This window comes from Providencia sp. AGC89 (genome assembly GCF_053543535.1).
In genome coordinates this window covers 18,053-44,401 of record NZ_JBIXLP010000001.1, presented here as the reverse complement: position 1 = coordinate 44,401, position 26,349 = coordinate 18,053, and the positions used below count along the sequence as shown (strand labels likewise).

Below are 26,349 nucleotides of genomic sequence, written 5' to 3'. Positions count from 1 at the left end.
CTGAATTTTAACTATTATTTAGCATGGGTGTGTCACTAGCAAAACTAGGCATTAACCTAATTGGAATTATCCCTTGGCAAAACTTTTATTGCCATTAAAAATGGGAATAAAAAAGGAAAATTGTATGGCGATAAAGCTCATTGCTATCGATCTTGATGGCACGTTATTAAATACTCATCATCAAATTAGTGATAATGTTCAAAATGTTCTTCAACAAGCTCAAAGAAATAATATACATATTATCCTTGCATCAGGCAGGCCTTACTCAGGAATACAACCTTATTTACAACAGTTAGCTTTAGATAAGCCTGGTAACTACTGTATTAGTAACAATGGTAGTGTTATTCACGATGCTTCTAACGGTAACCACCTTATCGATTTTTTATTAGATATTGATGATTATAAAAAAATTTATGCTCAAACTGAAGAGTTAGATCTTTCATTACATGCTCTTGGAGATAATAAAATCTTCACTGCAAATAAGATTATTGGTTTTTATACGACACATGAAGCTTATCTTTCGAATACGTTAATCCATTATGTCCCAATGAATGAAATGCCTACTAATATCTTATTTACTAAATTGATGATTTCTTCTGAAGAGAACTATTTATCGAGTATTATCAAAAAAATACCATCTTCTTATTTTCAACAGTACACTTTAGTCAGAAGTACCCCGTATTTTTTAGAAGTGTTAAATAAAAATGCGAATAAGGGCTTGGCAATACAAGCACTGGCACAACAATTGGATTTACATAAGTATGAAATTATGTGCATTGGTGATCAAAATAATGATCTGCCTATGTTTGATGTGGCTGGAACTTGTATTGCGATGGAAAATGCAACCGATGAATTAAAGTCACGGGCTACTGGTGTGACAAGCTGTAATGATACTGATGGGGTTGCAAGGGCGATAGAAAAATATGCCCTATAAGGTTTCTTTTTCATTAAAAACCGAGTTTAGCGTTGCCACTCGGTTTTTAATTTTACTCTAATTTATTATTTCTTAATTTCCATGAATTTCTTTTAGTATCCCTTTCATTTTCCCTAACGAATGCGATAGGTGAATTTTATAGGCATCACAAAAATAGTTTTTTCGAGGAAGCCCTTTCGAGTCAATTAAAAAACGATGCTTTGGGCAACCGCCATGGCATAGTGGCTTAAACTTACAGGTTAAACAGTCTTGGCTGATCTTCTCTTTTTTTAGCGATGAAAAACGTTGATGATTTTCTGATCCCAACATATGAGAAATGCTATCGACCATCAAGTTGCCAATTTTATTTTCAGGATAAACAAAGTGATCACAAGAATAAATATCGCCATTGGCCTCGACAATTAAATTTGCTCCGCAAGTTTCACTCGTGACACAGCTGCTTGGGAATCCAAGGCTTTGGCTCATAGTCTGTTCAAAATTCATGACAAAGACTTTACCAATGTCATTTTTTTGCCAGTGGTCAAACAGGGTATTTAAAAAATGGCCATATTCTGCGGCGTTGACTGACCAGTCTGTCACTTCCGCATTTCCTGTAAATTCAGGGGAAATGAGTGATAGCCCTTCCGTCGTTGTTTGTTGTGCCTGCCGTTCAACTACTGGGATAAACTGCATGTAATAGCTGCCAATACTCTTTAAAAACTCATAAATTTCAATCGGCTTTTTTACGTTATAGTTATTTACAACGGTTAGCGTATTAAAGTCCACCCGGTATTTATTGAGTCTCTCGATACTGGCAATTAAGCGATCAAACGTGCTTTTTGCTGATCGTGTTAGTCGGTATTGATCGTTACAAGATTGATCGCCATCGATGGAAACCCCTAATAAGAAATTATGCTGTTTAAAGAATTGGCACCAGTCATCATCAAGGTTTAAAGCATTTGTTTGAAATGAATTATTGATCCTTTTCTTACCTGCATAATTTTGCTGAAGTGCAACAGCTTTTTTGTAGAACCCTAGTCCAAGTAAAGTCGGCTCGCCACCTTGCCAAATAAAATCAATTACATCAGTAGGTTGCTGCTCAATATTAGTGCGAATGTATTGATCTAGAACCTCATCATTCATTCGCCATTGGTTTTTTCTATTAGGATAAAGTTTTGATTTTTCTAAATAGAAGCAATAAGTACAATCAATATTGCACACTGAACCAGAAGGTTTAGCCATTAATTGGAAATTTGGGTTTGCATTACTCATGCCTTACGCCTCTACTTATTAAAATGATAAGATTATTTTTTGTTGAGAATATTTTTATATTCTTTCACTTTTTCTTCAGGTGCATTCCAATCACCATCGAATACAGTATAGGTAATATAGCCTTTATCAAGGTATCCAGTATCAGAATTATCATTTCTCATTTTTAATGCTTCAGGGTTAATAACTTGTTTAGCTTTTCCTTCAGCAGTTATTTCATATAAAATTTGTGGTGAAACCGCATACTCGTTTTCAACAAATTTTACGCCTTTAATTTTATCTTTAGGTAATGCGGGGTAATTAATACTCAACCCAGATCTAATGGGTAGCACTGTCTCACCAGGTATCCATTTTTTATTTAAATCATCAACTAGCTCAACAACATAAGTGACTGAATCAGGCCAATACTTCTGAGTGCTAGGCCAACCTGATTTCATTTCTTCTTCAGTCATGATGTAGCCAATACTAGCCGCAATGGCTGGGTAGCCTAAGCGTACGGCACGCGATGCAGCTGATACCGTTCCTGAATTTAATTGTGATGTTCCCGTGTTTGGCCCATCATTAACCCCTGAAATAACTAAGTCAGGCGGTGTTTCTCGTAATAACGCCTGTAAACCAAAATCCAGTGAATCAGCAGGTGTACCAGGGAAACAATAAGTGCGCTCATTTATTTTTTTTATATCGAACTCTTTGCCTGCTTTAAATGTAATTGCAGTACCAATTCCGCTTTGGTTGGTCGAAGGGCCAACTAGCCAAACATCATAACCTTTTGCATCTAATTGCGATTTTAATTCAGTGAGACCAAATGCTTCACATCCGTCGTCATTAACTAATAGAATACGCATTTTATCGTTACTAGCTTGGGCTTGAAGTCCAAATAAAGATAATAGGCTAATAGCTAAAATTGTTTTTTTCATTTTTACCTCTATGTGTGTTCAGCAGTACTAAAATATATTAAATTTATAGTCAAAAATAATATCTACGGCGATAGCATTTCTACGAATATAGTGCCCGTTATCATCAAAAACAGGTTGAACTCTATTTCCTTCAGCTTGGTATAGCCAAGCTTTAGTTAATTTAGTAAATACCGTAAAGTTTTTTAAACTCGGATCATTCGGTTGCCATGCATTAATAAGATTAAGCTCACCAGTTTTAATTTTGTTATTTTTAAAATCAAACTGGCCGTAATTTAATTGTATTGCAGAATAAAAATCTTCAGCATATTTATAGTCAATGAGGCCAGTGAGGGCGAGTTCACCATCTCGCTGGTAATGATAAGCGGCTGAAGACATAGGGTCTAAACGCCAACGAGCGTTTTTAACTGGATGCCTGTCAAAATAACCAAGCGAACCATTATTTTTAGCCGCATCGGTGTATCCAACACCAACTTTCATGCCTAGGCTGTCATATTGCCATTTGACGGTTCCTTCATATACCCACGAGCTGCCATTTGCAGCTTGTCGTGATGCCGGCATATTTTTATACATTTCCTGAGGGACATTACCAACGGCTCGAAAACCAAGAGTAATGTCGGAATATGGCATATAGTTAAAATCAATAAAATGGCGATCGATATAGTCTTTAGCATATCCGTAATTATAGGTCGCTTTCAGTGCTTTAGTTTTATAGTTGAGGCCACCTGCTGCAATATACTCAACAGATTCATTATTTCTGCTACGAAGATTTTCTTTGTTAGGAGAAAAACGTTCCATAACACTATCAACGTACAATGTATCGATTGAGAAATCATGGTAAGTAAGCGTGCCCGTATAACCTAAATAGCTATTTTGTGCCGATTCATAAGGGCTTTTTAATACCGTATACATATGTGCGGGTTGCCAGCCATATCTTGCTTTATAATTTATCCCTTGTTCATCACCTAAATGCAACTTGATATTGCGCTTATTAAATTTTGTGAAACCTTTGGCATTTGATGATTTAAATCCAGGGCCATCATTCCATAATAGGTCGCGGCTAGCAAAATAATCACTGGCTCCTAATTTAGTCACAGTAGTGTAGGAAATATCGAAACCCAGAGTTTCCTTCCATAAGCCTGATTCATAATTTAGCCCGATGGTTTGAGCCCAAGCTGTATGAATATACGTTGGACCAACTTCGTTTTCATTCAGATATTTTAGTCTATTCCGAAGGAATAACTCTAGTTTGCTATCTTTTATTAATGGTTCATTTAGGGTATCAGCCAGCTTATATTCCTGGGCTTTTAATACTGAGGAAAATAATATAGGGATGAGTAGTGAGCCTTTTAGTAGTCGACTTATTTTCATATACCAACCTTTATTTATTAGTATTTAATTTTTATTGTTAATTTTATTTTTATAGATTAATTGACATTGAGTTACTGAGCAGAAATTTTAGGTAAAAAAAAACCTGAATTTTTATACGTTTTAAAGACGCATAAAAATTCAGGTTCTTGCCTAGTCAAGCTAGTAACACACCATTCGCTATATATTTAAAACGGGTTGATTTTTTTTACAATATTAATTTATGAGAACTGTGATCTGATACCTGTTTTTATAAATATATCTGCTATGTTAAATCTGCAGTAATTTAATTGTAACTACATGAATTTATTTTTTATATTTAATTATTTTCATTTTTTTTATATTCGTTTCTAGGTAAATAGTAGGTTTTATTTGACACTAATCACAATTATTCTTATTTAAATAATTTGGTTATATGAGACCTTGATGTTGTTCACAAAAACCTAAATTATAGATTGTGAATTTAATTTATTTTGATTAGATAGATATACTTTGGGTGTGTTACTAGCTTGACTAGGCAAAAACCTGAGACTTATAGCGTTGCAGTTATAGGTCTCAGGTTTTTTTGTTTTTATACCTTTCATTAAAAATATAAGTTAGCACTTTTCGTTAGCGAATGTCTTATAAGCGAGGTTTTATGTTTAACAAAGAAAAAAGAAAAATTAAGAAACAGTTTCTTTCGCGGCTACCACATAAGCACAAAATACTTAGTCAGTGTGTGAGTGCTGCATTTGGTGGTGCATTGCTACTGTCAACATCAGTTACTGCCAGCGCTGCTACGGATAACGTTGTGGCGGCTAAAAAGCAGCCGAACGTGATTCTAATTGTGCTTGATGATGTTGGGTTTGCTGATTTTGGGGCATTTGGTTCAGAGATTAAAACGCCAAATATTGATGCATTAGCTGAATCTGGGGTTCGTTACAACCGTTTTGATACCAGTGCTATCAGTGCTCCAACACGAGCAGCTATTGTGACTGGGCGTAATAACCAAACCGTTAATATGGAAGATTTACCGCCTGATAACGTCAATGCACCATCGAAAGAAACACCTAAAGGTTCAGGACCTGCCACCAGTGGGGAAATTCCTGAAAATGCACAAAACATTGCACAAGCGCTGAAGTCTGCGGGTTACGATACCTATGCGCTAGGCAAGTGGCATTTAGCACCAAACTATAAAGATGATTTAGCGCGTAGTCAAAGTTTTTGGCCAAGGCAGCGGGGATTTGATTATTTTTATGGTTTTTTAAGTGGCCATACAAATCAGTATAAACCAGCACTAGTTGAAAATAATCAAAAGATTACACCACCTAATAACCCTGAATATCATTTGTCGGTTGATTTAGTTGATCATGCGATTCAACGTATTGACCAAAAATCAGAGCAGCCGAAGTTTATTTATTTGGCTTTAGGAGCCGCTCACTCACCTTATCATGTACCAAAATCATATATCCAAGACTACAATGGCAAGTATGATCAAGGGTGGGATAAGCTACGTTTAGACCGTTTTGAGAAACAGAAAAAACTCGGTGTTATCCCGGCAAATACAATTTTGCCGTCAAGGGAAAAAGGGGATGCCGCATGGGATTCATTAAATGCTGAGCAGAAAAAAGTCTATGCGAGGTTTATGGAAACCTATGCAGGTTTCATGACGCATACGGATGAACAAATTGGCCGTTTAGTGGGTCACTTAAAAGAAACAGGTCAATACGATGATACGCTAATTATTCTATTATCTGACAATGGAGCCGCACCAGAAGGCGGAGTTAATGGCGGTTTTAGAACAGCATATATGGATAAAACCACGGTTAAGGAAATGTATGATAACCTTAACGATGCGGGTGGACCAAAAACGGATATGTTGTATCAACGCCCATGGGCATATGCGGGTGCCACGCCATTTAAGCGTTATAAATTGTGGCCTTATTTAGGAGGGGTTCGCACACCTCTGATTGTTTCATGGCCAAGTCAGATCCAAGAACCAAATAGTATTCGTTCCCAATATGTCAGTGTGATTGACATTGCGCCTACTATTTTAGACGCTGCTGGAACCTCGTTTGCCACTGAAATTGATGGCGTTAAACAAGTTCCTGTTGCTGGAAAATCATTCTTAGCTACATTGAATTCTGCTGATGCAAAAACACGTGATGTTCAGTATTTCCAATTACGTAGTCAAAGAGCGATCACCCAAGGTGACTGGCGTGCAGTTGCATTACACCGCTATAACACTAGCTACGATGATGACCAATGGCAGTTGTTTAATACAGCTGAAGATTTTTCTGAATCAACCGACTTAGCGAAAAAGTACCCAGAAAAATTGAAAGAGTTACAGCAATTATGGTGGGATGAAGCGAGAAAATACAGTGATCCTGCTGTTGTCGACCCATCCGAGTTTTTCTATAACTTCAACCGTATGGAAGATGGTTTTATCAGCGATTAAATAAGTAAACTCATTTTTTAGCTAAAATAGCCACAAAAGTTGTTTTGTGGCTATTTCTATTGAGCGTGTATTGTTAATATTTTCCTATACTTTTTTGATCTTAAGTGAAGTTTTCTTTAACTATTAGCGTGAAAATATACCCTTAGTAATAAAGAGGGTGTGTAAGTGGAAAACGGAATACAGCTTCGTATAAAAGGTAAGGTTCAGGGGGTAGGGTTTCGGCCATATATTTGGCAACTTGCTCATCAATGCCATCTTTATGGTGATGTTTGTAATGACGGTGAAGGGGTGCTAGTTCGTTTATGTGCAGGCACTAATTTAAGCGAGTTCATACAATTACTACATCAACACTGCCCGCCTTTAGCACACATTGAAAGCGTACAATCAAGTTCATTTCAATGGCAGATATTACCTGAGAGCTTTACTATTCGCCGTAGTGGCGAAGGTCGAATGGATACACAAGTGATCCCCGATGCGGCAACTTGTGATGCGTGCTTGCAAGAACTTTTTACTCCCTCAAATAGGCGTTTTCATTACCCATTTACTAACTGCACCCATTGTGGTCCAAGGTTTACCATTATCCGCCATATGCCGTACGACCGACCAAACACGGCAATGGCTAACTTCCCATTATGCGCACATTGTTTATCTGAATATCAATCACCAGCCGATAGGCGCTTTCATGCTCAACCCAATGCTTGTGCGCAGTGTGGTCCAGAAATTAAGCTTTGCGATGGTTTAGGGCAAACTTTAGCGCAAAAAGAGGATGCTCTGTTATTGGCAACGGAGCAAATATTGCTTGGCAAAATTATTGCAATAAAGGGGTTAGGCGGTTTTCATCTAGCTTGTGATGCGACGAACGATGACGCGGTGAAACAATTACGCCAACGTAAGCGGCGGCCTACAAAACCGTTTGCAGTGATGGTCCCGTCCATAGGTTGGCTAGAGGATGAAAATATAAAGGTTAACAATGGGTTAAAGGCATTATTAAAAAGTCCTGCGGCACCTATTGTCTTAATTCATAAATGGGCGAATAACTCACTGAGTGCAGCGGTTGCTCCTGAACTGACAGAGTTAGGTGTGATGTTACCTTCCAACCCTTTACAGCACCTATTGATGGCAAAAGTGAAACGGCCATTAATTATGACTTCTGGTAATGCCTCTGGAAAACCCCCCGTATTAACTGAGGCAGATGCATTTACTGATTTAGCGAATGTCGCTGACTTTTGGTTGACACATAACCGAGACATTGTGCAGCGAGCTGATGACTCCTTAGTCCGTTACCACGATGGGCAGGCTGAAATGTTAAGGCGTGCAAGGGGTTATGTCCCTGATGCATTGGCCTTACCTAAAGGGTTTGAAAATGCGCCCTCAATACTCGGTTTAGGTGCGGATCTAAAAAATACTTTTTGCTTGTTGCGGGGCAATAGTGCAGTGATGAGCCAGCATTTTGGCGATCTTGATGACATGGATATTTGCCAACAATATCAAGATACGATTACTTTATTTGAGTCAATTTATCGCTTTATACCGAGTGTCATTGTGGGGGATATGCACCCAAACTATGTGAGTTACCGTTACGGAGAAACATTGGCGCAACAACGACAAATTCCCTTCATTAAGGTACAGCATCACCATGCTCATATCGCTGCTGTAATGGTAGAACATGGCTTGCCGTTAGATGGTAGTAAAGTGATTGGCTTAGCCCTAGATGGCTTAGGTTATGGCGATGATAATCGACTATGGGGAGGGGAATGTTTATTAGTCGATTACAACACTAGCCAGCATTTAGGGGGGCTACCGCCAGTAGCGCTACCCGGAGGTGAATTAGCATCGCGGCAGCCTTGGCGCAATTTATTGGCCCATTGGTTACAGTTTGTTCCACAGTGGCAGCAACAGGAAATGGCATTGCAGTTAAAGGAATTTCCTTGGCAGGGTTTGCAAAAAGCGATTCAACGAGGAGTTAACAGCCCCGTAGCTTCATCGGTAGGTCGGTTGTTTGATGCAGTTGCCGCTGCGTTAGGGATTTGTACGGCGGCGACCAGTTGGGAAGGGGAAGCTGCGTGTCAGCTCGAAGCATTAGCTTCGCAATGTGATGTTATGACGCACCCAGTCAGTATGCCTTTAATTGGCCAGCAATTGGATTTAAAAACGTTTTGGCAACAATGGGTTGCTTATCAAGCCCCTAAAGTGCAGCGTGCCCATGCATTTCATGTTGCTCTAGCACAAGGTTTTGCCGAACTTGCTAGAAAGTCAGCTCACCAATATGGTATTCACCGGATAGTGCTGTCTGGAGGGGTTATTCATAATCAGTTATTAAGGCGGTTGCTGGTCAGTAATTTGAACGAATTTGATGTACTGTATGCTAAACAATTACCCATGGGGGATGGGGGGTTATCATTAGGGCAAGTAGCTATTGCAGCAGCAAGATTAAAAGTTTAATTTAATATAGATACGATGATAATGAAATTATATAAGTGGATGGTAATATCTTCTTATACACCCATATTCTATTATTATCTTTATTATTTTTTGATATTGATTCTTATTTACTTTATTTCTCTGTATTAAAAATAGGCTTTTTATTAATACGCAAATTTCGGTTAATTAATTTAATTTAAAATAATGGTTTTCATTATCCTTATGAAAATAAATAAATTTTATATTTAAATTAATGTGATATGTAGCGCAATATTGAATTAAACAGACTATTTGTTTCTATGGTTATATTTTTTAATCCTCACGAACTGAATCGATTTTTCTAACAAATATATAAAAAAGATAAATTTTCTTATTACCTCTTGATAAAGATCAAGCGATAAAAAGCAAGTAGGAATAGGATCTTGTTTTATATTTATGCATCAGGTTACTTAAATAAGAACTTATTTCATTAGGCATGGTTTTATTTTCAATCTTACGGTAACAATACTAGCCAAAGGCGTATGCACATTAGGGCATAGGCGTGGTGGTATTTATAACCTCAAGATAATAAAAAAAATTTGCCTAATGAATAGGTTCTAAGCCACCCATAATAATAGGAAAAAAGAATGATAGGAGATAACTCTATTATTTCTTCTCATGGTATAAACCGCCGTGATTTTATGAAGTTATGTACAGCATTGGCAGCAACAATGGGGCTAAGCGCGAATGCGGCCGCTCAAATTGCTGAATCTATTAGTGACCCATCACGTCCCCCCGTTATTTGGATTGGGGCTCAAGAGTGTACGGGCTGCACAGAGTCTTTGCTGTGTTCTACTCACCCCACCTTGGAAAACTTAATTCTTGATACGATTTCACTGGAATACCATGAGGTATTGTCCGCCGCTTTTGGAGAACAGGTCGAACAGAACAAGCATGCTGCGATAGAGAAGTATAAAGGCAAGTATGTATTAGTCGTTGATGGTTCTATCCCATTGAAAGATGGTGGTATTTACTGCATGGTTGCAGGAAAACCGATTGTTGAGCATATCCGTGAAGTGGCTGAACATGCGGCGGCGGTAATTGCTATTGGTTCTTGTGCATCATGGGGCGGTGTTGCGGCTGCTGGGGATAACCCAACAGGTGCAGTTGGCCTCAACCAAGTAATTAAAGATAAAACGGTTATTAATATCCCTGGTTGCCCACCAAACCCACATAACTTCCTTGCGACAGTTGCTCATTTAATTACCTTTAACAGACCTCCAAAACTAGACAGTAAAAATCGCCCAATGTTCGCGTACGGTCGATTAATTCATGAACACTGTGAACGTCGTCCTCACTTTGATGCGGGACGCTTCGCAAAAGAGTTCGGGGATGATGGTCACCGTGAAGGTTGGTGTTTATACCATTTAGGTTGTAAAGGGCCCGAAACTTACGGTAATTGCTCCACATTACAATTTTGTGATGTCGGTGGCGTGTGGCCAGTGGCAATTGGTCATCCTTGCTATGGTTGTAATGAGGAAAATGTGGGTTTTCATAAAGCTATCCACCAACTTGCGAGTGTTGAAAACCCAACACCGCGTGCGGACAAGCCTGATGTGAATAACCGTGAAGGTGGGCAAATATCATCAACCGCAGTGGGGTTAATTGGTGGCGTTGTAGGGCTAGTGGCTGGTGTGAGTGTGATGGCTGTGCGTGAATTAGGTCGTCAAAAACGCCAACAAGATACTGACTCACGGGGAGAATAACCGTGAATAGACGAAATTTTCTTAAACTCTCCGCTGGGGGAGCACTATTAGCTGGTAGCTCGCCTAGTTTAGCTGGGGCAGAGAACCGGCCGCCAATTCCGAATTCTCTTGGCATGCTGTATGACTCGACGCTATGCATTGGTTGTCAGGCTTGTGTCACTAAGTGCCAAGATATTAACCACCCTGAGCGCAACCCTGTTGGGGAGCAAACGTGGTCAAATAACGACAAACTGACCCCTTATACCAATAATATTATTCAGGTCTGGAGTAGCGGGACTGGGGTTAATAAAGATCAGGAAAAAGACGGCTACGCTTACATCAAAAAACAATGCATGCATTGCGTTGACCCTAATTGTGTGTCGGTTTGTCCTGTTCAAGCATTAAAGAAAGATCCGAAAACAGGCATTGTCCATTACGACGCTAGTGTGTGTACCGGTTGCCGTTATTGCATGGTGGCATGTCCATTCAATATTCCTAAATATGCCTACGATGACAAATTTGGTGCAATTCATAAATGTGAGCTATGTAACCAAAAAGGTGTAGAGCGTTTAGATAAAGGGGGGTTACCGGGGTGTGTAGAGGTTTGCCCTACAGGAGCAGTGATTTTCGGTACGCGTGAAGAACTGCTGGCAGAAGCAAAAAAACGTTTAACACTCAAAGCAGGGGATGAATACGGTTACCCTCGCCAAACTTTGCATAGTAATGACCCGAATGTCATTAAAGTACCTAAATATGAGTCGCACATATATGGCGAGCTTGAAGGTGGCGGTACGCAGGTGATAGTGCTTTCAGGGGTGCCTTATCAGAATCTTGGGTTACCTGAACTAGACCAGCTTTCTACCGGCGCTCGCTCTGAATATGTGCAGCATACCCTTTATAAAGGCATGGTGTTGCCATTAGCCGCACTAGCAGGGCTGAGCTTCTTGGTATACCGCAATACCAAGAATGACAAACACGAAGGAGATGACTCAAATGACGACGCATCATAAAGAACAGCCGCTCGGTGGGCGTTTAGTCAGTTGGCCAATAATGGTCTTTGGGCCGTTGGTTCTAATTTGTGTCATTCTGATTATAAAACGTCTGGTTTTTGGACTCGGTTCCGTTTCTGACTTAAATGGCGGCTATCCATGGGGAATTTGGATTGCTTTTGATCTGCTGATTGGTACAGGGTTTGCTTGTGGCGGTTGGGCACTGGCTTGGGCAGTGTACGTATTTAATCGCGGAGAATATCATCCGTTGGTACGTCCTGCATTACTCGCTAGTTTGTTCGGTTATTCGCTTGGTGGTTTATCGATAACTATCGATGTGGGGCGTTACTGGAACTTACCTTATTTCTATATTCCCGGCTTCTTCAATACCAATTCGGTGCTGTTTGAAACGGCAGTATGCATGACGATTTATATCGGGGTCATGGCCTTAGAGTTTGCCCCAGCATTGTGTGAGCGTTTTGGTTGGAAGGTCTCGTTAAAACGCTTGAATAAAGTCATGTTTTTCATTATTGCATTAGGAGCCTTGTTACCCATGATGCACCAATCCTCAATGGGGTCATTGATGATTTCTGCGGGATATAAAGTTCATCCTATTTGGCAAAGTTATGAAATGCTGCCGCTGCTCTCGCTGTTGACCGCGTTCATTATGGGTTTTTCGATTGTTATTTTTGAAGGTTCATTGCTGCAAGCTGCCTTAAAGGGGCAGGGGGCTGACGAACGACCATTATTTGTGCGATTAACGCAAATTCTGCAAGTGCTCTTGATATTGTTCTTAGCCTGCCGATTTGGTGAGTTGATTTACCGCGAAAAATTACATCACATTTTTAATGGCGATTTTTACGCCATGATGTTCTGGATAGAAACCGTGTTAATGGTGATCCCTCTGGTTATTTTCCGTATTCCATCGCTGAGAAATGACTCGCGTTGGTTATATATCAGTGGGTTGAGCATGTTAATCGGGGCGGCAATGTGGCGGATGAGCTACTCCCTTGTCGCGTTCAATCCGGGGGGCGGTTACGACTACTTCCCAACAACAGAAGAACTTTTAATTTCAATAGGTTTTGTGGCAATTGAGGTATGCGCTTATATCTTATTGGTCCGCTTACTACCTGTTATCCCAGCATTGAAAAAAACAACGATGAGCCATTCACAGGCCCGAGGTAAAGCATGAGCCAATGTATAACAATAGATCCAGTCACTCGTATCGAAGGTCACTTACGCATTGATTGTGAAATTGAAGATGGAAAGGTCACTAAGGCTTGGGCTTCAGGCACTATGTGGCGCGGTATGGAGGAAATCGTCAAAGGGAAAGACCCTCGTGATGCATGGATGATCATGCAGCGTATTTGCGGGGTTTGTACGACTGTCCACGGTATTGTATCTGTCCGCACGATTGAAAGCGCTTTGAATATTGATGTACCTGTTAATGCGCAGTACATCCGTAATATGATTTTAGCCGCGCATACTATTCAAGACCATATTGTCCATTTTTATCAGTTATCTGCATTAGATTGGGTGGATATCACCTCCGCATTAAATGCCGACCCAAATAAAGCCGCTGAAATCTTAAGCGGTATTTCAACTTGGCCGCTCAATAGCGCCGCAGAATTTACACGCGTGCAAGATAAAATTAAAAAATTAGTCGCAAGTGGTCAATTAGGCATTTTTGCTAATGGTTATTGGGGGCACCCAGCGATGAAATTGTCGCCAGAGGTAAACTTAATTGCGGTGGCTCACTATTTACAAGCCCTTGAGTGCCAAAGGGATGCAAACCGTATTGTGGCATTGTTAGGGGGGAAAACACCGCATATTCAAAACCTTGCTGTTGGTGGTGTGGCAAACCCAATCAACCTTGATGGGGTTGGTGTACTTAACCTTGAACGCTTGATGTATGTGAAATCTTTTATCGATCGTTTGGGGGATTTTATTGAGCAAGTGTACAAAATCGATGCGGCTGTTATTGCTGCGGGTTATCCAGAGTGGTTAGAAGTTGGTCAAGGTGCTCAAAATTATATGTGTATGCCTGAAATGCCAATGGATGGTAAAAATGGTAGCTTCTTATTGCCCGGTGGTTACTTAGAAAATAGTGACTTTAGTACTTATCGCCCAATTACCAGCCATACAGATGAGTATTTGATCAATGGTATTAAAGAAAGTAGCAAACATGCATGGTACAAAGAAAACGAACCACAAGCGCCATGGGAAGGAACCACTAACCCTGACTACACTGGTTGGGATGATGACGGTAAATATTCATGGGTAAAAGCACCGACTTTCTACGATAAAACTGTTGAAGTGGGACCGTTGGCAGACTTACTGTGCAAACTGGCAGCAAAACATGAGCCAACGGAAAAACATTTTAACGATGTAGTGAACCTGTACCAAACTCTGTCAGGTAACAGTATTAGCATCGACCAACTGCATTCCACATTAGGTCGTATTATTGGTCGTAGCGTGCGTTGCTGTGTATTGAATGAAACGTTGTCGATTCAGTGGCAAGCGCTGGTGGATAACATCGGCAAAGGGGACTTTACCACCTTTGTTAAACCGAACTTCCCAGAAAATGCCACCATCAAAGGGGTTGGCTTTGGGGAAGTACCTCGTGGGCTACTTTCCCACTGGGTGGTTATCAAAGACGGTAAAATTGAAAATTACCAAGCCGTTGTGCCATCGACATGGAACTCAGGCCCACGTAACTTTAACGATGAACCGGGTCCGTACGAACAAGCCCTTGTGGGAACACCCGTTGCTGACCCAACAAAACCTTTAGAAGTAGTCAGGACCATTCACTCCTTTGACCCTTGTATGTCTTGTGCTGTACATATTGTGGACACTGAAGGTGGTGAAGTCACTAAGGTTAAGGTGCTGTAATGCGTATTTTAGTCTTGGGTGTTGGCAATATCTTATTGAGTGACGAAGGGATAGGTGTGCGTATAGTGGAAGCGTTAGAAGAACGTTATCACTTGCCCGAATGTGTAGAAGTGCTAGATGGTGGTACTGCTGGTATGGAATTGATCGGCCCAATGGCCGACCGTGACCATTTGATTATTGCGGATGTGGTGTTATCGAGCCAGCAGGCTGGCTCAATTTTAGTACTACGCGATGACGAAGTGCCCGCATTATTTACCCGAAAAATTTCCCCTCATCAACTTGGCCTATCAGATGTGCTATCGGCTTTGCATTTAACGGATGAATTCCCCCAACGTCTAACCTTAGTCGGTGTGGTACCTGAATCCCTTGAACCGCATATTGGCTTAACGTTAACGGGGCAAGCTGCCCTTGAGCCCGCGTTGAGAAAAGTGGTTGAAGTGCTGCGCAGCGAAGGCCTAGAGGTGATTGCCAAAGAAGAGAGTTTACATGTCTGATGATATTAAAGGCTATGAAGCCAATCCCCGGCCTCTTGTTGAGGCCGCATTTCAGCGTGTTGTAGAGCAATCGATGCATGATTTATCTTTTTTACATCCGACTATGCCTGTTTACGCCAGTGATTTTGTCTTGTTTGAACATCAATGGGTAGGCGTTGTTATCACTCCATGGATGTTAAGCGCTGTTATTTTGCCCGGCCCTGAACAATATTGGCAGCGGCGTAGTGTGGGGGACAAATTAGGGTTAATTCTGCCTTACGGTGAAATGACTTACACCGTAGGGGAACTTGAGGGGTTAACGCAATATTTGGCTTGCTCTTTAATGTCACCATTAGATAAAGGCTTGAGCATTGAGCAAGGTATTCACCTTGTGGATGATTGCCGCCGGATTTTGCTGTCATTGCCTGTTAGCGACCCAAATATTCCGCAATCACCTGCACGTCGCGCTTTATTTGCTCGTCATTTGAAGGGGGCATAATGCATGAGGTTGCTCTGTGCCAAAGCACAGTAGACATTATTGAGCAGCAAGCCAAGCTAAATGCGGTAACACGAGTTTCAGGGGTTTGGTTAGAAATTGGAGCGCTCTCTTGTATTGAAGAGGGGGCTTTTCGCTTTTGTTTTGATATTGCTTGCCGCGGTACGGTGGCGGAGGGGTGTCAACTTCATGTTATCCATACTCCTGCGCAGGCTTGGTGTTGGGATTGCAGTAAAATGGTGGAAGTCGAAAGCCACCAATCAGGCTGCCCGCAATGTCAGAGTTTTAATTTAAAGGTTGAGAATGGCGACAGTTTACGCATCAAAGAGCTCGAAGTTGAATAGTTTTTCAGGTTGGGCTTGAGGTGCATCAACCAGTCTCAATGGATTATGTATTAACCTAATTTAACAATCTCATTGTTGGGAGTGAAACTTATGTGTAGTACTTGTGGGTGTGCTTCAGGGGAGCGCAAGATCGAGGGCGATGACCCTCATCACGACCATAATCATCACCATGACCACCCTCATGATCATCATCACGACAATGATCACCATCATGGACACGATCATCATGATCATGGGCTTTCGCACCAAGACGATAACCAAGGGCAAACGGTTATTATCCATCATCATTATTACCATCAAGGTGATGTGCATAATCACTATCACCAATATGAACCGGCTCCCGTCGAGGCGAAATCAAAAAAACATAAACATAAGCATAAGCACAAACATGTTTATCAAACTCTAGAATCAAGCTTTAAACCTGCGGGGGAGCATCACGATCTGGATTATGGCCACGGGGAGGCAGGGACTCATGCACCGGGGATTAGTCAAAAACGCATGCTGCAAATCGAAATGGATGTATTAGATAAAAACAATCATCTTGCAGAGCATAACCGTGATGGGTTTAACCAAAAAAATATTTTAGCGTTAAATTTAGTTTCCAGCCCCGGTTCGGGTAAAACAACGTTATTAACTGAAACCCTATTAAAAATGCGGGGTAAAGTAAATTGCGCAGTCATCGAGGGGGATCAGCAAACCACCAATGATGCGCAGCGTATCCGTGAAACGGGAGTACCTGCTATTCAAGTGAATACAGGTAAAGGTTGCCATTTAGATGCACAAATGGTGCATGATGCGGCCGCACGTTTAGGTCTAGAAGATAATAGTTTGTTATTTATTGAAAATGTGGGGAATTTAGTATGCCCTGCAAGTTTTGATTTAGGGGAACGTCATAAAGTCGCAGTGCTTTCGGTAACGGAAGGGGAAGATAAACCCTTAAAATACCCACATATGTTTGCGGCTGCAGACATTATGTTACTGAATAAAATCGACTTACTGCCTTATTTACATTTTGATGTGGACGCTTGTATTGCCAATGCCAAACAAGTGAATCCAAACATCCAAGTGATCCAAGTCTCTGCGACGCAAGGAGATGGTATGGACGCATGGCTAGCGTGGCTGGAGACTCAGTTATGTGCTTAGGCATTCCGGGAAAAATTGTCGCAGTGGGTGAAGATATTCACCAATTGGCGCAAGTGGATGTGTGTGGTGTAAAGCGGGACGTTAATATTGGTTTAATTTGTGAAGGGGAAACTTCAGATTTATTAGGCCAATGGGTATTAGTACACGTCGGCTTTGCCATGAGTATCATTAATGAAGAAGAAGCACAATCGACGTTAGATGCGTTAACGGCAATGAGCCAATTAGATCATGAAGTGAGCGATTTTAGTGGGTTAACAGTAGGAGACTCTGATGCAGTACGTCGATGAGTTTCGAGACCCAACGTTAGCGCAGGCATTATTAAGCCATATCCGTAAACGAGTGAGTGACATTCCACAAGCGAAGTTCCGCCCATTACAACTCATGGAAGTGTGCGGCGGCCATACCCATGCTATTTTCAAATTTGGTATTGACCAACTTTTACCTGATGAAATTGAATTTGTGCATGGGCCGGGCTGCCCTGTCTGCGTATTACCGATGGGGCGTATCGATGGCTGCATTGAAATTGCGGAGCGCCCAGAAGTGATTTTTTGTACTTATGGGGATGCCATGCGAGTGCCTGGTCAAAAAGGCTCATTATTAGATGCCAAAAGACGTGGGGCTGATGTACGTATTGTTTATTCTCCTCTTGATGCGCTAGCGTTAGCTGAACAGCAGCCTGAACGCCAAGTGGTTTTCTTTGGCTTAGGCTTTGAAACCACCATGCCGAGTACGGCGATCACCTTGCAGCAGGCAAAACGCCGTCAGCTCAATAATTTTACGGTATTTTGTCAACATATTACTATTATCCCAACGCTTAAAAGCCTGTTAGAACAACCTGATGTACGTATTGATGGCTTTTTAGCACCGGGGCATGTCAGCATGGTGATTGGCTCTCAGCCTTATCAATTTATTACGGATGACTTTCATAAACCGCTGGTGGTAACGGGGTTTGAACCACTTGATATTCTGCAATCCATAGCGATGCTTGTTGACCAACTTGCAGATGGCCGCTGTGAAGTAGAAAACCAATATAAGCGTATTGTATCTGATCATGGCAATATGTTGGCATTAAAAGCATTGGGTGATGTTTTTGAATTAAAAACAACGAGCGAATGGCGTGGACTTGGGGAGATTGCGGGTTCAGGTGTTCAGCTCTCGAAAGCTTATCAAAGTTTTGATGCAGAATTACGTTTCCAAATACAGCCTCATCAAGTGGCTGATGACCCGCAAGCTCGTTGTGGTGATGTCTTAACGGGGCGTTGTAAACCGAATGAATGTGCTCTATTTGGCAAACGTTGCACGCCTCAAACAGCATTTGGTGCATTAATGGTTTCTTCAGAAGGCGCTTGTGCGGCTTATTATCAATATCGTCGGGAGGCATAAATGAGTCGTGATGCTAACAATGTGGTGACGATGGCACATGGGAGCGGCGGGCAGGCTATGCAGCAACTGATAGAACAGTTGTTTTTGCAGGCATTTGCCAATCAAGCACTTAATGAAAGGGAGGACCAAGCGCGGTTATCATTGGCGGAGTTAACGGCTTTAGGTGACCGTTTAGCTTTTAGTACTGACAGCTATGTGATTGATCCTATATTTTTCCCTGGTGGCAATATTGGTAAGCTTGCCGTGTGTGGTACGGTTAATGACGTAGCGGTGAGTGGCGCTATTCCTAAATATCTTTCTTGCGGTTTTATATTGGAAGAAGGTTTCCTTCTATCTGAATTACAAACTATTGTTGAATCCATGGCAGCAACAGCTGCCGCCGCAGGCGTAGAGATTGTGACCGGAGATACTAAAGTGGTGCAGCGTGGAGCTGCCGATAAAGTCTTTATTAACACTGCTGGTATTGGGGTGATCCCAAGTGAGATCCGTTGGGGGGCCCAGCAAATTCAAGCGGGTGACAAGGTAATAGTGAGTGGCACTTTGGGCGATCACGGCGCAACCATCTTAAACTTACGAGAACAGCTTGGTTTGGAAGCTGAGCTAAATAGTGATTGCGCGGTATTAACGCCATTGATTGAACCACTGCGCAATATTGAGGGGGTTCGTGCATTACGGGATGCCACCCGTGGCGGGGTTACTGCTATTTTGCATGAATTTTCACAGGCCAGTGGGTGCGGAATCGCGGTGAATGAAGGGGATTTACCCGTTTCTTCTGCTGTTAGAGGGGTTTGTGAGCTATTAGGTTTAGAGCCACTTAACTTCGCTAATGAAGGTAAATTGGTGATTGTGGTTAAACCTGACGCAGAAAGTGCAGTACTCGGCGCGTTGCGCAGCCATCCATTAGGCGAAAATGCTGCTACCATTGGTTGTGTCACAGAGCAAAAACAAGTGAAATTAGTCGGGGTTTTTGGTGCCTCAAGGCTGTTAGATTTACCACACAGTGAGCCATTACCACGTATTTGTTAATCAGATGCCCTATAGGCAAAAAACTATAGGGCAAACTAACAGACTAACGCCTTAGCATACCTTTATCGATAATAAACTCGATAATGGTCTCTAAGCCTACTTTTTTCTTCAAGTTGGTGAAAACATAAGGTTTGATTGGGCGCATTCTTGCGGTATCTGCTTCCATAACCTCTAATGATGCCCCAACATACGGAGCGAGGTCTATTTTATTGATCACCAATAAATCAGAATGGGTAATACCCGGGTCGCCCTTACGTGGGATTTTTTCCCCTTCAGCGACATCAATAACATAGATCGTTAAATCGGCGAGCTCAGGGCTAAAAGTTGCACTTAGATTGTCGCCACCGCTTTCCACAAATACGACATCGAGGTTTTTGTGGCGCATTGCCAGTTCCTCAATTGCCGCAAGGTTCATGGAGGCATCTTCACGAATGGCAGTGTGAGGGCAACCGCCTGTTTCTACGCCGATAATGCGGTCAGCGTCTAAGGCTTCTGCACGCGTGAGTATTTTTGCATCTTCTTGGGTATAAATATCATTGGTGACGACCGCAATTTGGTAGGTATCGCGCATCGCTTTGCATAAAACTTCGAGTAATGCCGTTTTTCCTGAGCCTACTGGCCCACCGACACCAATTCGTAGGGGTTGGTTATATTCTTGCATTGTATATTTCTCATGAACGAAAAAGTCGTGTGTATTGGGTTTCATGCTGACTACTGGCAATAATTTGGGCAGGAGTAAAACTGCCGATATCTTCTAAAGGCCAAGTGGCTGATTGCGCGACAATGGTTGGGATGCGTTCTGTCAGGGTAAATAGGATGTTCTGTCCAGCACTTTGCCCAAGAGGGATTAGCTTAACACCAGACATGACGGTGTTTTCCAGCCAACCCCATGCATAGGCACTGCACAGCTTTTCAATATCAATATTCCAACTGACTGCCGCAAGAGCAAACGCCATTAACTGTGTTTGCTTAACGCAGGTCTGTGTGGTTGTATCAAGCTCAATCCCTAGCTGAGGTAGCAAGCGGGCGAAAGCAATACCTCGCTGGCGCTCCTCTAAGCGTAGCTCCTTCGTTTCACGGCTGGCGATCATAAAATCACACCAATAGGTGACTTTTTCTATATCGGAACATAGCAAATGTGTATGAATTTGCCGCAAAACAGGAAGTTCTAATGTCGCAATTGCGTGGGTCATTTGTGCTGTTAACCAGCTTGCAAGAGTATCCGGCGTGGTGACCCAGCCGTTTTCAATCGCCCATTCCAAGCCTTGGGAATAAGTGAATGACCCAACAGGTAAAGAGGGACTGACAAGTTGATATAAGCGCAAATCTGCTAACATGGATAAACTTCCCCAGTGTTATTAATGGTGGTGATGTTCATCGTAGTCATGTTGATGGTGATGATGCCCACCGGATGACCCACCATAAGCCCCCGGCTCAGGTTGGTATTTTTCCAGCCCCACACTGACCGTTGCACCTAATCCACGGGCCATATCATCTAACACATGGTCGTGAAAATAACGGCACCAACCCGCTTCAATTTGCAGAGGAACGTGGCGGTTGCCTAAGTGATAGCAAACACGCGCCAACAGCAGTGGGTCATCACTGTAAACCGTCGAAACTTGCTCTTTTGCGGCTTCGATAGTGACGAATTCCCCAGTTTCCGTGGCTAATACATCACCTTCCTTAAGTATTGTTCCACGGGGAAGGAACAACCCCGCTTCTTGTCCATCACTTAAGGTGACTTTTAAACGGCTCTTAGTGCGCTCATCCATGGTTAAACACAATGATAATAAATGCATATCAGGTGCCTCATGGTTATCTATAACTTTAATAAATTTTTTCATGCACTGGCTCTTCAATTAGGGGTCAGAATAAAAAGTAACGTTGTGCCATGGGGAGTTCAGTGGCTGGCTCACAAACCAATGGAATACCATCAGCTTTGACAATGTAAGTTTGTGGGTCGAGCTCAATATGAGGCACATAGTTATTGTGGATCATGGATGCTTTGGTGATGTTACGGCAGCCCTCAACTCGGCCAATTTGACTTTGTAAGCCTAGTTTCTCAGGCACGCCTGCATCGATACCGGCTTTCGACATAAAAATCATCGAAGTGTGGTATTTGGCTTTACCTAATGCGCCAAACATTGGGCGGTAATGGACAGGTTGAGGCGTTGGAATAGCCGCATTAATATCCCCCATAGGGGCATAAGCCACCATGCCACCCTTCATAATCAAGGCCGGTTTAATGGCAAAAAAGGCAGGGTCCCACAACACGATATCCGCGAGTTTACCTTTTTCAATCGACCCGACTTCATGGGCAATGCCATGGGCGATAGCGGGGTTAATTGTGTATTTAGCGACATAGCGTTTAATTCGGTTATTGTCACTTTCCGGTGTATCCCCTTCTAGGGTGCCACGCTGCAATTTCATTTTATGAGCGCATTGCCAAGTGCGAATGATAACCTCGCCAACACGCCCCATTGCTTGCGAATCAGAGGACATGACAGAAATTGCTCCCATGTCATGCAAAATATCTTCTGCTGCAATGGTTTCACGCCGAATTCGCGACTCGGCAAAAGCGACATCTTCAGGAATAGAAGGGTCGAGATGATGGCAAACCATCAACATATCCAAATGTTCGTCCACCGTGTTGATGGTATACGGCATAGTTGGGTTGGTTGAAGCGGGTAGAATATTGGGCTCACCCACAGATTTGATCACATCAGGGGCATGACCACCCCCAGCACCTTCAGTATGGAATACGTGGATCACTCGTCCAGCAATGGCTTTGACGGTTTCCTCATAAAACCCACCTTCATTTAAGGTATCTGAGTGGATAGCGACTTGCACATCCATTTCATCTGCGACATTTAGGCAGTTATCAATTGCCATTGGGGTTGCGCCCCAGTCCTCATGGATTTTAAGGCCAATTGCACCTGCTTCGATTTGTTCGCGGATAGCTTCAGGTTTGCTTACGCAGCCTTTACCAAACAGGCCCACATTGATGGGTAACTCGTCTACTGCTTCTAACATGCGGTACATGTTCCAGATACCGGGCGTTACTGTCGTCGCATTGGTACCAGCTACAGGGCCCGTTCCACCGCCTATAAATGTAGTAACTCCAGATACCAAACCTTCTTCTGCTTGCTGTGGGCAAATGAAGTGAATATGGGTATCGACACCGCCTGCGGTAATAATTTTACCTTCACCGGCAACCACTTCTGTTCCCGGGCCAATAACAATATCTACGTTGGGTTGAACGTCAGGGTTACCTGCTTTACCAATACCGGCAATACGGCCATTTTTAATACCGATATCTGCTTTGACTATCCCCCAATGGTCTAAAATAATGGCGTTGGTGATTAGGACATCAACACATTGGTCACTCGTGACTTGGCTTTGCCCCATGCCGTCACGGATGACTTTACCACCGCCAAATTTAACTTCCTCACCGTAAGTGGTGAAATCTTTTTCGATCTCTAAAAATAACTCGGTATCTGCTAAGCGTAAGCGGTCACCTGTTGTTGGACCAAACATATCAGCGTAAGCTTGCCGTGAGATAGTTTTCATTATTAATTCTCACTCTTTAACTTGCCCATGACTTTGCCATGGAAGCCATAAATTTCTCTTTTGCCACTAAATGCGACTAACTCAACCGTACGGCTTTGGCCTGGTTCAAAACGAACGGCCATACCCGCAGGGATATTTAAACGAAAGCCTAACGTCGCTTCCCGCTCAAATTTAAGGGCGTCGTTCACTTCATAAAAATGGTAATGAGAGCCAATCTGAATAGGGCGATCACCATGGTTAGCGACTTGGACGGTTTGGGTTTCTCGACCTGCATTGAGTACGATGTCACCTAAAGCTGAGTTAACTTTAATTTCACCGGGGATCATATTGCTACCTATACAATTGGGTCATGAATGGAAACAAGTTTAGTGCCGTCAGGGAATGTGCATTCCACTTGGACGTCTTTGATCATTTCGGGGACACCTTCCATGACTTGATCGGCGGTTAAGATGGTACGGCCTTCACTCATTAATTGTGCGACGGTTTTACCATCGCGAGCGCCTTCCATAATCTCACAACTGATCAACGCAACCGCTTCTGGATAGTTGAGTTTTAATCCACGATCTAAGCGCTTTTGCGCAACAAGCCCGGCGGTAAAAAGCAATAATTTATCTTTCTCTCTTGGTGTTAGTTCCATTTTTGCTCCTAAAAATAACGTTTAAGTTGCCCAAATTCGTGGTGGTTCAGGGCAATAACCTAGCCAGTGCTGCCTTGTTGCTTGCCAAATTTGCACAAAGCAAGCCATCATAGGTTCAGTTTGAGAACCTAATAACCGCAATACTAAAATGCCATCAACATCCGTTAAGCCATATTCGATAGGTTTATTCTTTGAAACGAAAAGCGGGTTTAAACTTTGATGAATAACTTCTTTCAATTCATCCGTTGCGGGGTATATATATAATGAACCGAGCATTGGATATTCATGCATTATCGCTAATTGGTTTTGTAGACCATTGATCCATAAGGATTCAGTTAGCGTTAGTTTGTTATCAATATAGAAATTTAGTCGCCCTCTGATATCGCCATCTTCAAACCACTCATTTAATACTGGTCGCCCTAGGCATTGCATTTCCCAACCAATAAACCTTGCCTGTAAACCAAGGTGAATATGGGTTTCTAGCCGAGCTTGGGCTTTCGGGAAAAAAATATTTTCCTGCGGTAACCATTCAAGAAAACCATCGTTGGCGACAGTTAGCGTCTGTACTTGACGCGCAACGCCACCAGCACTACGGTAAAATTTTGTCGCTCCAGGTGTTGTAAGTAGTGCATGAGCATTGGGTTGAACATCAATATTGATAAGTAGTTTATCCCCCCCGACGACACCTCCTGGGGGATGAAGTAAATACGTGTGTGCAATCCCTTGCTCGGGATAGAATGGCCGCTGTACCATTAAAGGGCCGATATGTTGTTTATCCGTTAAACGGGTTATTCCACGTTTTAATTCATATCGTAAAAAAATTTCAGCTAACCAGCCTGATCCTGAAAAATCAGACATACTTTCTCCTGCAAATCAGCCAACTAAAAATACGCGAACATGTTTAGCTATACCCCTAATCTCAAGGATTGGTGTATATGAAGTATATACTCGTGATACTGCAAGCCTGAGCGTCGTTAACGAGGTACTTTTGCCCTTGTCACACACTTAAGTATGCGACGAAAAGCCTGTTCGCTTGTCATCTAGCTACAACTTGGATCATTAAGAATATAAGCTAATGCAAGTAGGGTAGGGTGTGAATAAACGCCAGAAAAGTGATTCTTTAAACCGGAGTAGATTCATCTGCCGCGCGATTTTACACCTTATAGTGAAAATTACCTTTCAATTAAATAGCAATTTATTTAGAAAAAGTAACAAGCATAAAAATAACAGTAAAAAATGAACGTATATCTATATTGCGATTTTTCAGCAACAGGACTATATTCTGAGCCGCAAGCAGGTAGGGTATGTGTACAATCAATTTATGGCGTTTTACTGTTCATCAAAAATGTTATGTTCTGACTTATTCAATCGCTCCTTTTTCTAGGGATATTTTTCACATGTTGACTGCAGTGTATTGAGATTATGGAATACAAGTATTTTCTTTCAGAGAGCCAAATGGTGCTAAAAGCGTTTTATATTGAAAGCGCGATGATTGCCATGCTGTGTGGCGCGAAAGGGAATGTGGTGATCAATGGGCAATCTATTGATATTTCATCGGATATCACATTAATTATGCCTAAATACAGCCAAGTTTCTTGTAATATTGTTTGTAACACTGTGAATCAACCGATTGAAATTCATACTCTATCGATGACAGAGTTTGAGTTACAAGCCGTTTTTTTATTACTGATCACCTTGATGAAGTCTAGTGCACCGTTGACGAGCCATCAGCCAATTTACCATGTTTCACCCCCTGAAACTGTCAGAGATAACTTTAGTTTATTAAAACAATGCTTACCATTGAAAAAACAAAGTGAATCTCAAGAAGCGCTGTTGATGAAGCAAAGCCTATATTTTATTTTAATGGCGATATATCAAGAGGGTGTTGATATCCTTACTATTTTTCGTTTCAATTATGATGAACCGAAAAACCAAGCAATTACCCATTTGATCACCCAAGAACCCCAGAAGAAATGGAGTTTGGATGATGTTGCAAAGGCGTTATTTACAACCCCTTCAACTTTACGCCGTCATTTAAACCGTGAAGGTGTGTCATTTCGCCAATTATTATTAGATGTTCGAATGGGGATGGCTCTTAATTATTTAACGTTTTCGAATTACTCTGTATATCAAATTAGCCATCGTTGCGGGTTTGGTAGTAATGCCTATTTTTGTGATGTATTTAAGAGAAAATATAATATGACGCCTTCTCAATTTCGTTTGCAATCAAGGCAATCTAATGACCCAGCTTTTATTACTACCTTATTGTCGAGTTCAAATCCTATTGAATTTGATAAAGAAATTGAAGAATAGCCATTACCGAATTTATTCGGCATAGCCAAGGTGTGTT

25 protein-coding genes are annotated in these 26,349 nt (G+C 41.9%); 15 read left to right on the top strand and 10 right to left on the bottom strand.

Annotated features, from left to right (window positions below):
- Positions 1-73 precede the first annotated feature (73 nt).
- Positions 74-934: a sugar-phosphatase gene (gene yidA / locus ACIPUA_RS00205; RefSeq protein ID WP_225833052.1), complete on the top strand. Its 861-nt coding sequence runs from the start codon at positions 74-76 to the stop codon at positions 932-934.
- 72 nt (positions 935-1,006) lie between these two features.
- Here yidA and ACIPUA_RS00200 read toward each other — a convergent pair whose 3' ends face one another.
- From ACIPUA_RS00200 to ACIPUA_RS00190, 3 genes are read right to left on the bottom strand one after another with little or no spacing between them, the layout of a single operon-like run.
- Entirely contained in the window at positions 1,007-2,185 is a 1,179-nt protein-coding gene (locus ACIPUA_RS00200) for an anaerobic sulfatase maturase (RefSeq protein WP_449059180.1), read from the bottom strand.
- A 32-nt stretch (positions 2,186-2,217) separates the two neighbouring features.
- A complete protein-coding gene (surE, locus tag ACIPUA_RS00195; RefSeq protein WP_042846133.1) occupies positions 2,218-3,099 on the bottom strand; it encodes a 5'/3'-nucleotidase SurE in 882 nt (293 codons plus the stop codon).
- Positions 3,100-3,126: 27 nt separating this feature from the next.
- The gene (locus tag ACIPUA_RS00190; protein ID WP_042846131.1) at positions 3,127-4,467 is read right to left on the bottom strand and encodes a hypothetical protein; all 1,341 of its coding nucleotides are present in this window, start codon (positions 4,465-4,467) and stop codon (positions 3,127-3,129) included.
- A 634-nt stretch (positions 4,468-5,101) separates the two neighbouring features.
- Between ACIPUA_RS00190 and ACIPUA_RS00185 the strand changes: the two genes are divergently transcribed.
- From ACIPUA_RS00185 to hypE, 13 genes are all read left to right on the top strand, one after another.
- Positions 5,102-6,901 (top strand): arylsulfatase, encoded by a 1,800-nt coding sequence (locus ACIPUA_RS00185; RefSeq protein ID WP_449059179.1) that lies wholly within the window; start codon positions 5,102-5,104, stop codon positions 6,899-6,901.
- Between the two features lie 165 nt (positions 6,902-7,066).
- Positions 7,067-9,343, top strand: a complete 2,277-nt coding sequence (gene hypF, locus ACIPUA_RS00180) for a carbamoyltransferase HypF (protein WP_048606205.1) — start codon at positions 7,067-7,069, stop codon at positions 9,341-9,343.
- 605 nt (positions 9,344-9,948) lie between these two features.
- Positions 9,949-11,067 (top strand): hydrogenase 2 small subunit, encoded by a 1,119-nt coding sequence (gene hybO / locus ACIPUA_RS00175; RefSeq protein WP_042846126.1) that lies wholly within the window; start codon positions 9,949-9,951, stop codon positions 11,065-11,067.
- 2 nt (positions 11,068-11,069) lie between these two features.
- Positions 11,070-12,056: a hydrogenase 2 operon protein HybA gene (gene hybA, locus ACIPUA_RS00170; RefSeq protein WP_048606208.1), complete on the top strand. Its 987-nt coding sequence runs from the start codon at positions 11,070-11,072 to the stop codon at positions 12,054-12,056.
- Complete coding sequence (hybB, locus tag ACIPUA_RS00165) at positions 12,040-13,227, top strand: Ni/Fe-hydrogenase cytochrome b subunit (protein ID WP_042846124.1); 1,188 nt, start codon at positions 12,040-12,042, stop codon at positions 13,225-13,227. Before hybA ends, hybB begins: the two co-directional genes overlap by 17 nt.
- Positions 13,224-14,927, top strand: a complete 1,704-nt coding sequence (hybC, locus tag ACIPUA_RS00160) for a hydrogenase 2 large subunit (RefSeq protein ID WP_449059178.1) — start codon at positions 13,224-13,226, stop codon at positions 14,925-14,927. The genes hybB and hybC overlap by 4 nt, the downstream gene beginning before the upstream one ends.
- The gene (locus ACIPUA_RS00155) at positions 14,927-15,421 is read left to right on the top strand and encodes a HyaD/HybD family hydrogenase maturation endopeptidase (RefSeq protein WP_042846121.1); all 495 of its coding nucleotides are present in this window, start codon (positions 14,927-14,929) and stop codon (positions 15,419-15,421) included. The genes hybC and ACIPUA_RS00155 overlap by 1 nt, the downstream gene beginning before the upstream one ends.
- Positions 15,414-15,899: a hydrogenase-2 assembly chaperone gene (gene hybE / locus ACIPUA_RS00150; RefSeq protein WP_048606210.1), complete on the top strand. Its 486-nt coding sequence runs from the start codon at positions 15,414-15,416 to the stop codon at positions 15,897-15,899. Before ACIPUA_RS00155 ends, hybE begins: the two co-directional genes overlap by 8 nt.
- Positions 15,899-16,240 carry a hydrogenase maturation nickel metallochaperone HypA gene (hypA, locus tag ACIPUA_RS00145; RefSeq protein WP_042846119.1) on the top strand — a complete coding sequence of 114 codons (342 nt, stop codon included), beginning with the start codon at positions 15,899-15,901 and terminating at the stop codon, positions 16,238-16,240. Before hybE ends, hypA begins: the two co-directional genes overlap by 1 nt.
- A 90-nt stretch (positions 16,241-16,330) precedes the next feature.
- The gene (gene hypB / locus ACIPUA_RS00140) at positions 16,331-17,383 is read left to right on the top strand and encodes a hydrogenase nickel incorporation protein HypB (RefSeq protein ID WP_042846118.1); all 1,053 of its coding nucleotides are present in this window, start codon (positions 16,331-16,333) and stop codon (positions 17,381-17,383) included.
- Positions 17,374-17,670, top strand: a complete 297-nt coding sequence (gene hybG, locus ACIPUA_RS00135; protein WP_042846117.1) for a hydrogenase maturation factor HybG — start codon at positions 17,374-17,376, stop codon at positions 17,668-17,670. Before hypB ends, hybG begins: the two co-directional genes overlap by 10 nt.
- The gene (gene hypD, locus ACIPUA_RS00130) at positions 17,654-18,766 is read left to right on the top strand and encodes a hydrogenase formation protein HypD (RefSeq protein ID WP_071548597.1); all 1,113 of its coding nucleotides are present in this window, start codon (positions 17,654-17,656) and stop codon (positions 18,764-18,766) included. The genes hybG and hypD overlap by 17 nt, the downstream gene beginning before the upstream one ends.
- Positions 18,767-19,792 carry a hydrogenase expression/formation protein HypE gene (gene hypE, locus ACIPUA_RS00125; protein ID WP_072065734.1) on the top strand — a complete coding sequence of 342 codons (1,026 nt, stop codon included), beginning with the start codon at positions 18,767-18,769 and terminating at the stop codon, positions 19,790-19,792.
- Positions 19,793-19,835: 43 nt separating this feature from the next.
- On the opposite strand, the gene ureG is transcribed toward hypE, so the two are convergent.
- The 7 genes from ureG to ACIPUA_RS00090 are packed head-to-tail and all read right to left on the bottom strand — an operon-like array spanning position 19,836 to position 24,857.
- On the bottom strand, positions 19,836-20,453 hold the full coding sequence (ureG, locus tag ACIPUA_RS00120) for an urease accessory protein UreG (protein WP_449059177.1): 618 nt from the start codon (positions 20,451-20,453) through the stop codon (positions 19,836-19,838).
- A gap of 10 nt (positions 20,454-20,463) precedes the next feature.
- On the bottom strand, positions 20,464-21,129 hold the full coding sequence (locus ACIPUA_RS00115) for an urease accessory protein UreF (RefSeq protein WP_449059176.1): 666 nt from the start codon (positions 21,127-21,129) through the stop codon (positions 20,464-20,466).
- A 21-nt stretch (positions 21,130-21,150) separates the two neighbouring features.
- Positions 21,151-21,636, bottom strand: a complete 486-nt coding sequence (ureE, locus tag ACIPUA_RS00110; protein WP_449059175.1) for an urease accessory protein UreE — start codon at positions 21,634-21,636, stop codon at positions 21,151-21,153.
- Between the two features lie 22 nt (positions 21,637-21,658).
- The gene (gene ureC, locus ACIPUA_RS00105) at positions 21,659-23,362 is read right to left on the bottom strand and encodes an urease subunit alpha (protein WP_048606220.1); all 1,704 of its coding nucleotides are present in this window, start codon (positions 23,360-23,362) and stop codon (positions 21,659-21,661) included.
- Positions 23,363-23,364: 2 nt separating this feature from the next.
- Positions 23,365-23,688, bottom strand: a complete 324-nt coding sequence (locus tag ACIPUA_RS00100; protein ID WP_042846109.1) for an urease subunit beta — start codon at positions 23,686-23,688, stop codon at positions 23,365-23,367.
- A gap of 8 nt (positions 23,689-23,696) precedes the next feature.
- Entirely contained in the window at positions 23,697-23,999 is a 303-nt protein-coding gene (locus ACIPUA_RS00095; RefSeq protein ID WP_042846107.1) for an urease subunit gamma, read from the bottom strand.
- Between the two features lie 21 nt (positions 24,000-24,020).
- Positions 24,021-24,857, bottom strand: a complete 837-nt coding sequence (locus ACIPUA_RS00090) for an urease accessory protein UreD (protein WP_042846104.1) — start codon at positions 24,855-24,857, stop codon at positions 24,021-24,023.
- 597 nt (positions 24,858-25,454) lie between these two features.
- Here ACIPUA_RS00090 and ACIPUA_RS00085 point away from each other — a divergent pair.
- Positions 25,455-26,312: a helix-turn-helix transcriptional regulator gene (locus tag ACIPUA_RS00085; protein WP_261984862.1), complete on the top strand. Its 858-nt coding sequence runs from the start codon at positions 25,455-25,457 to the stop codon at positions 26,310-26,312.
- Positions 26,313-26,349: the final 37 nt, after the last annotated feature.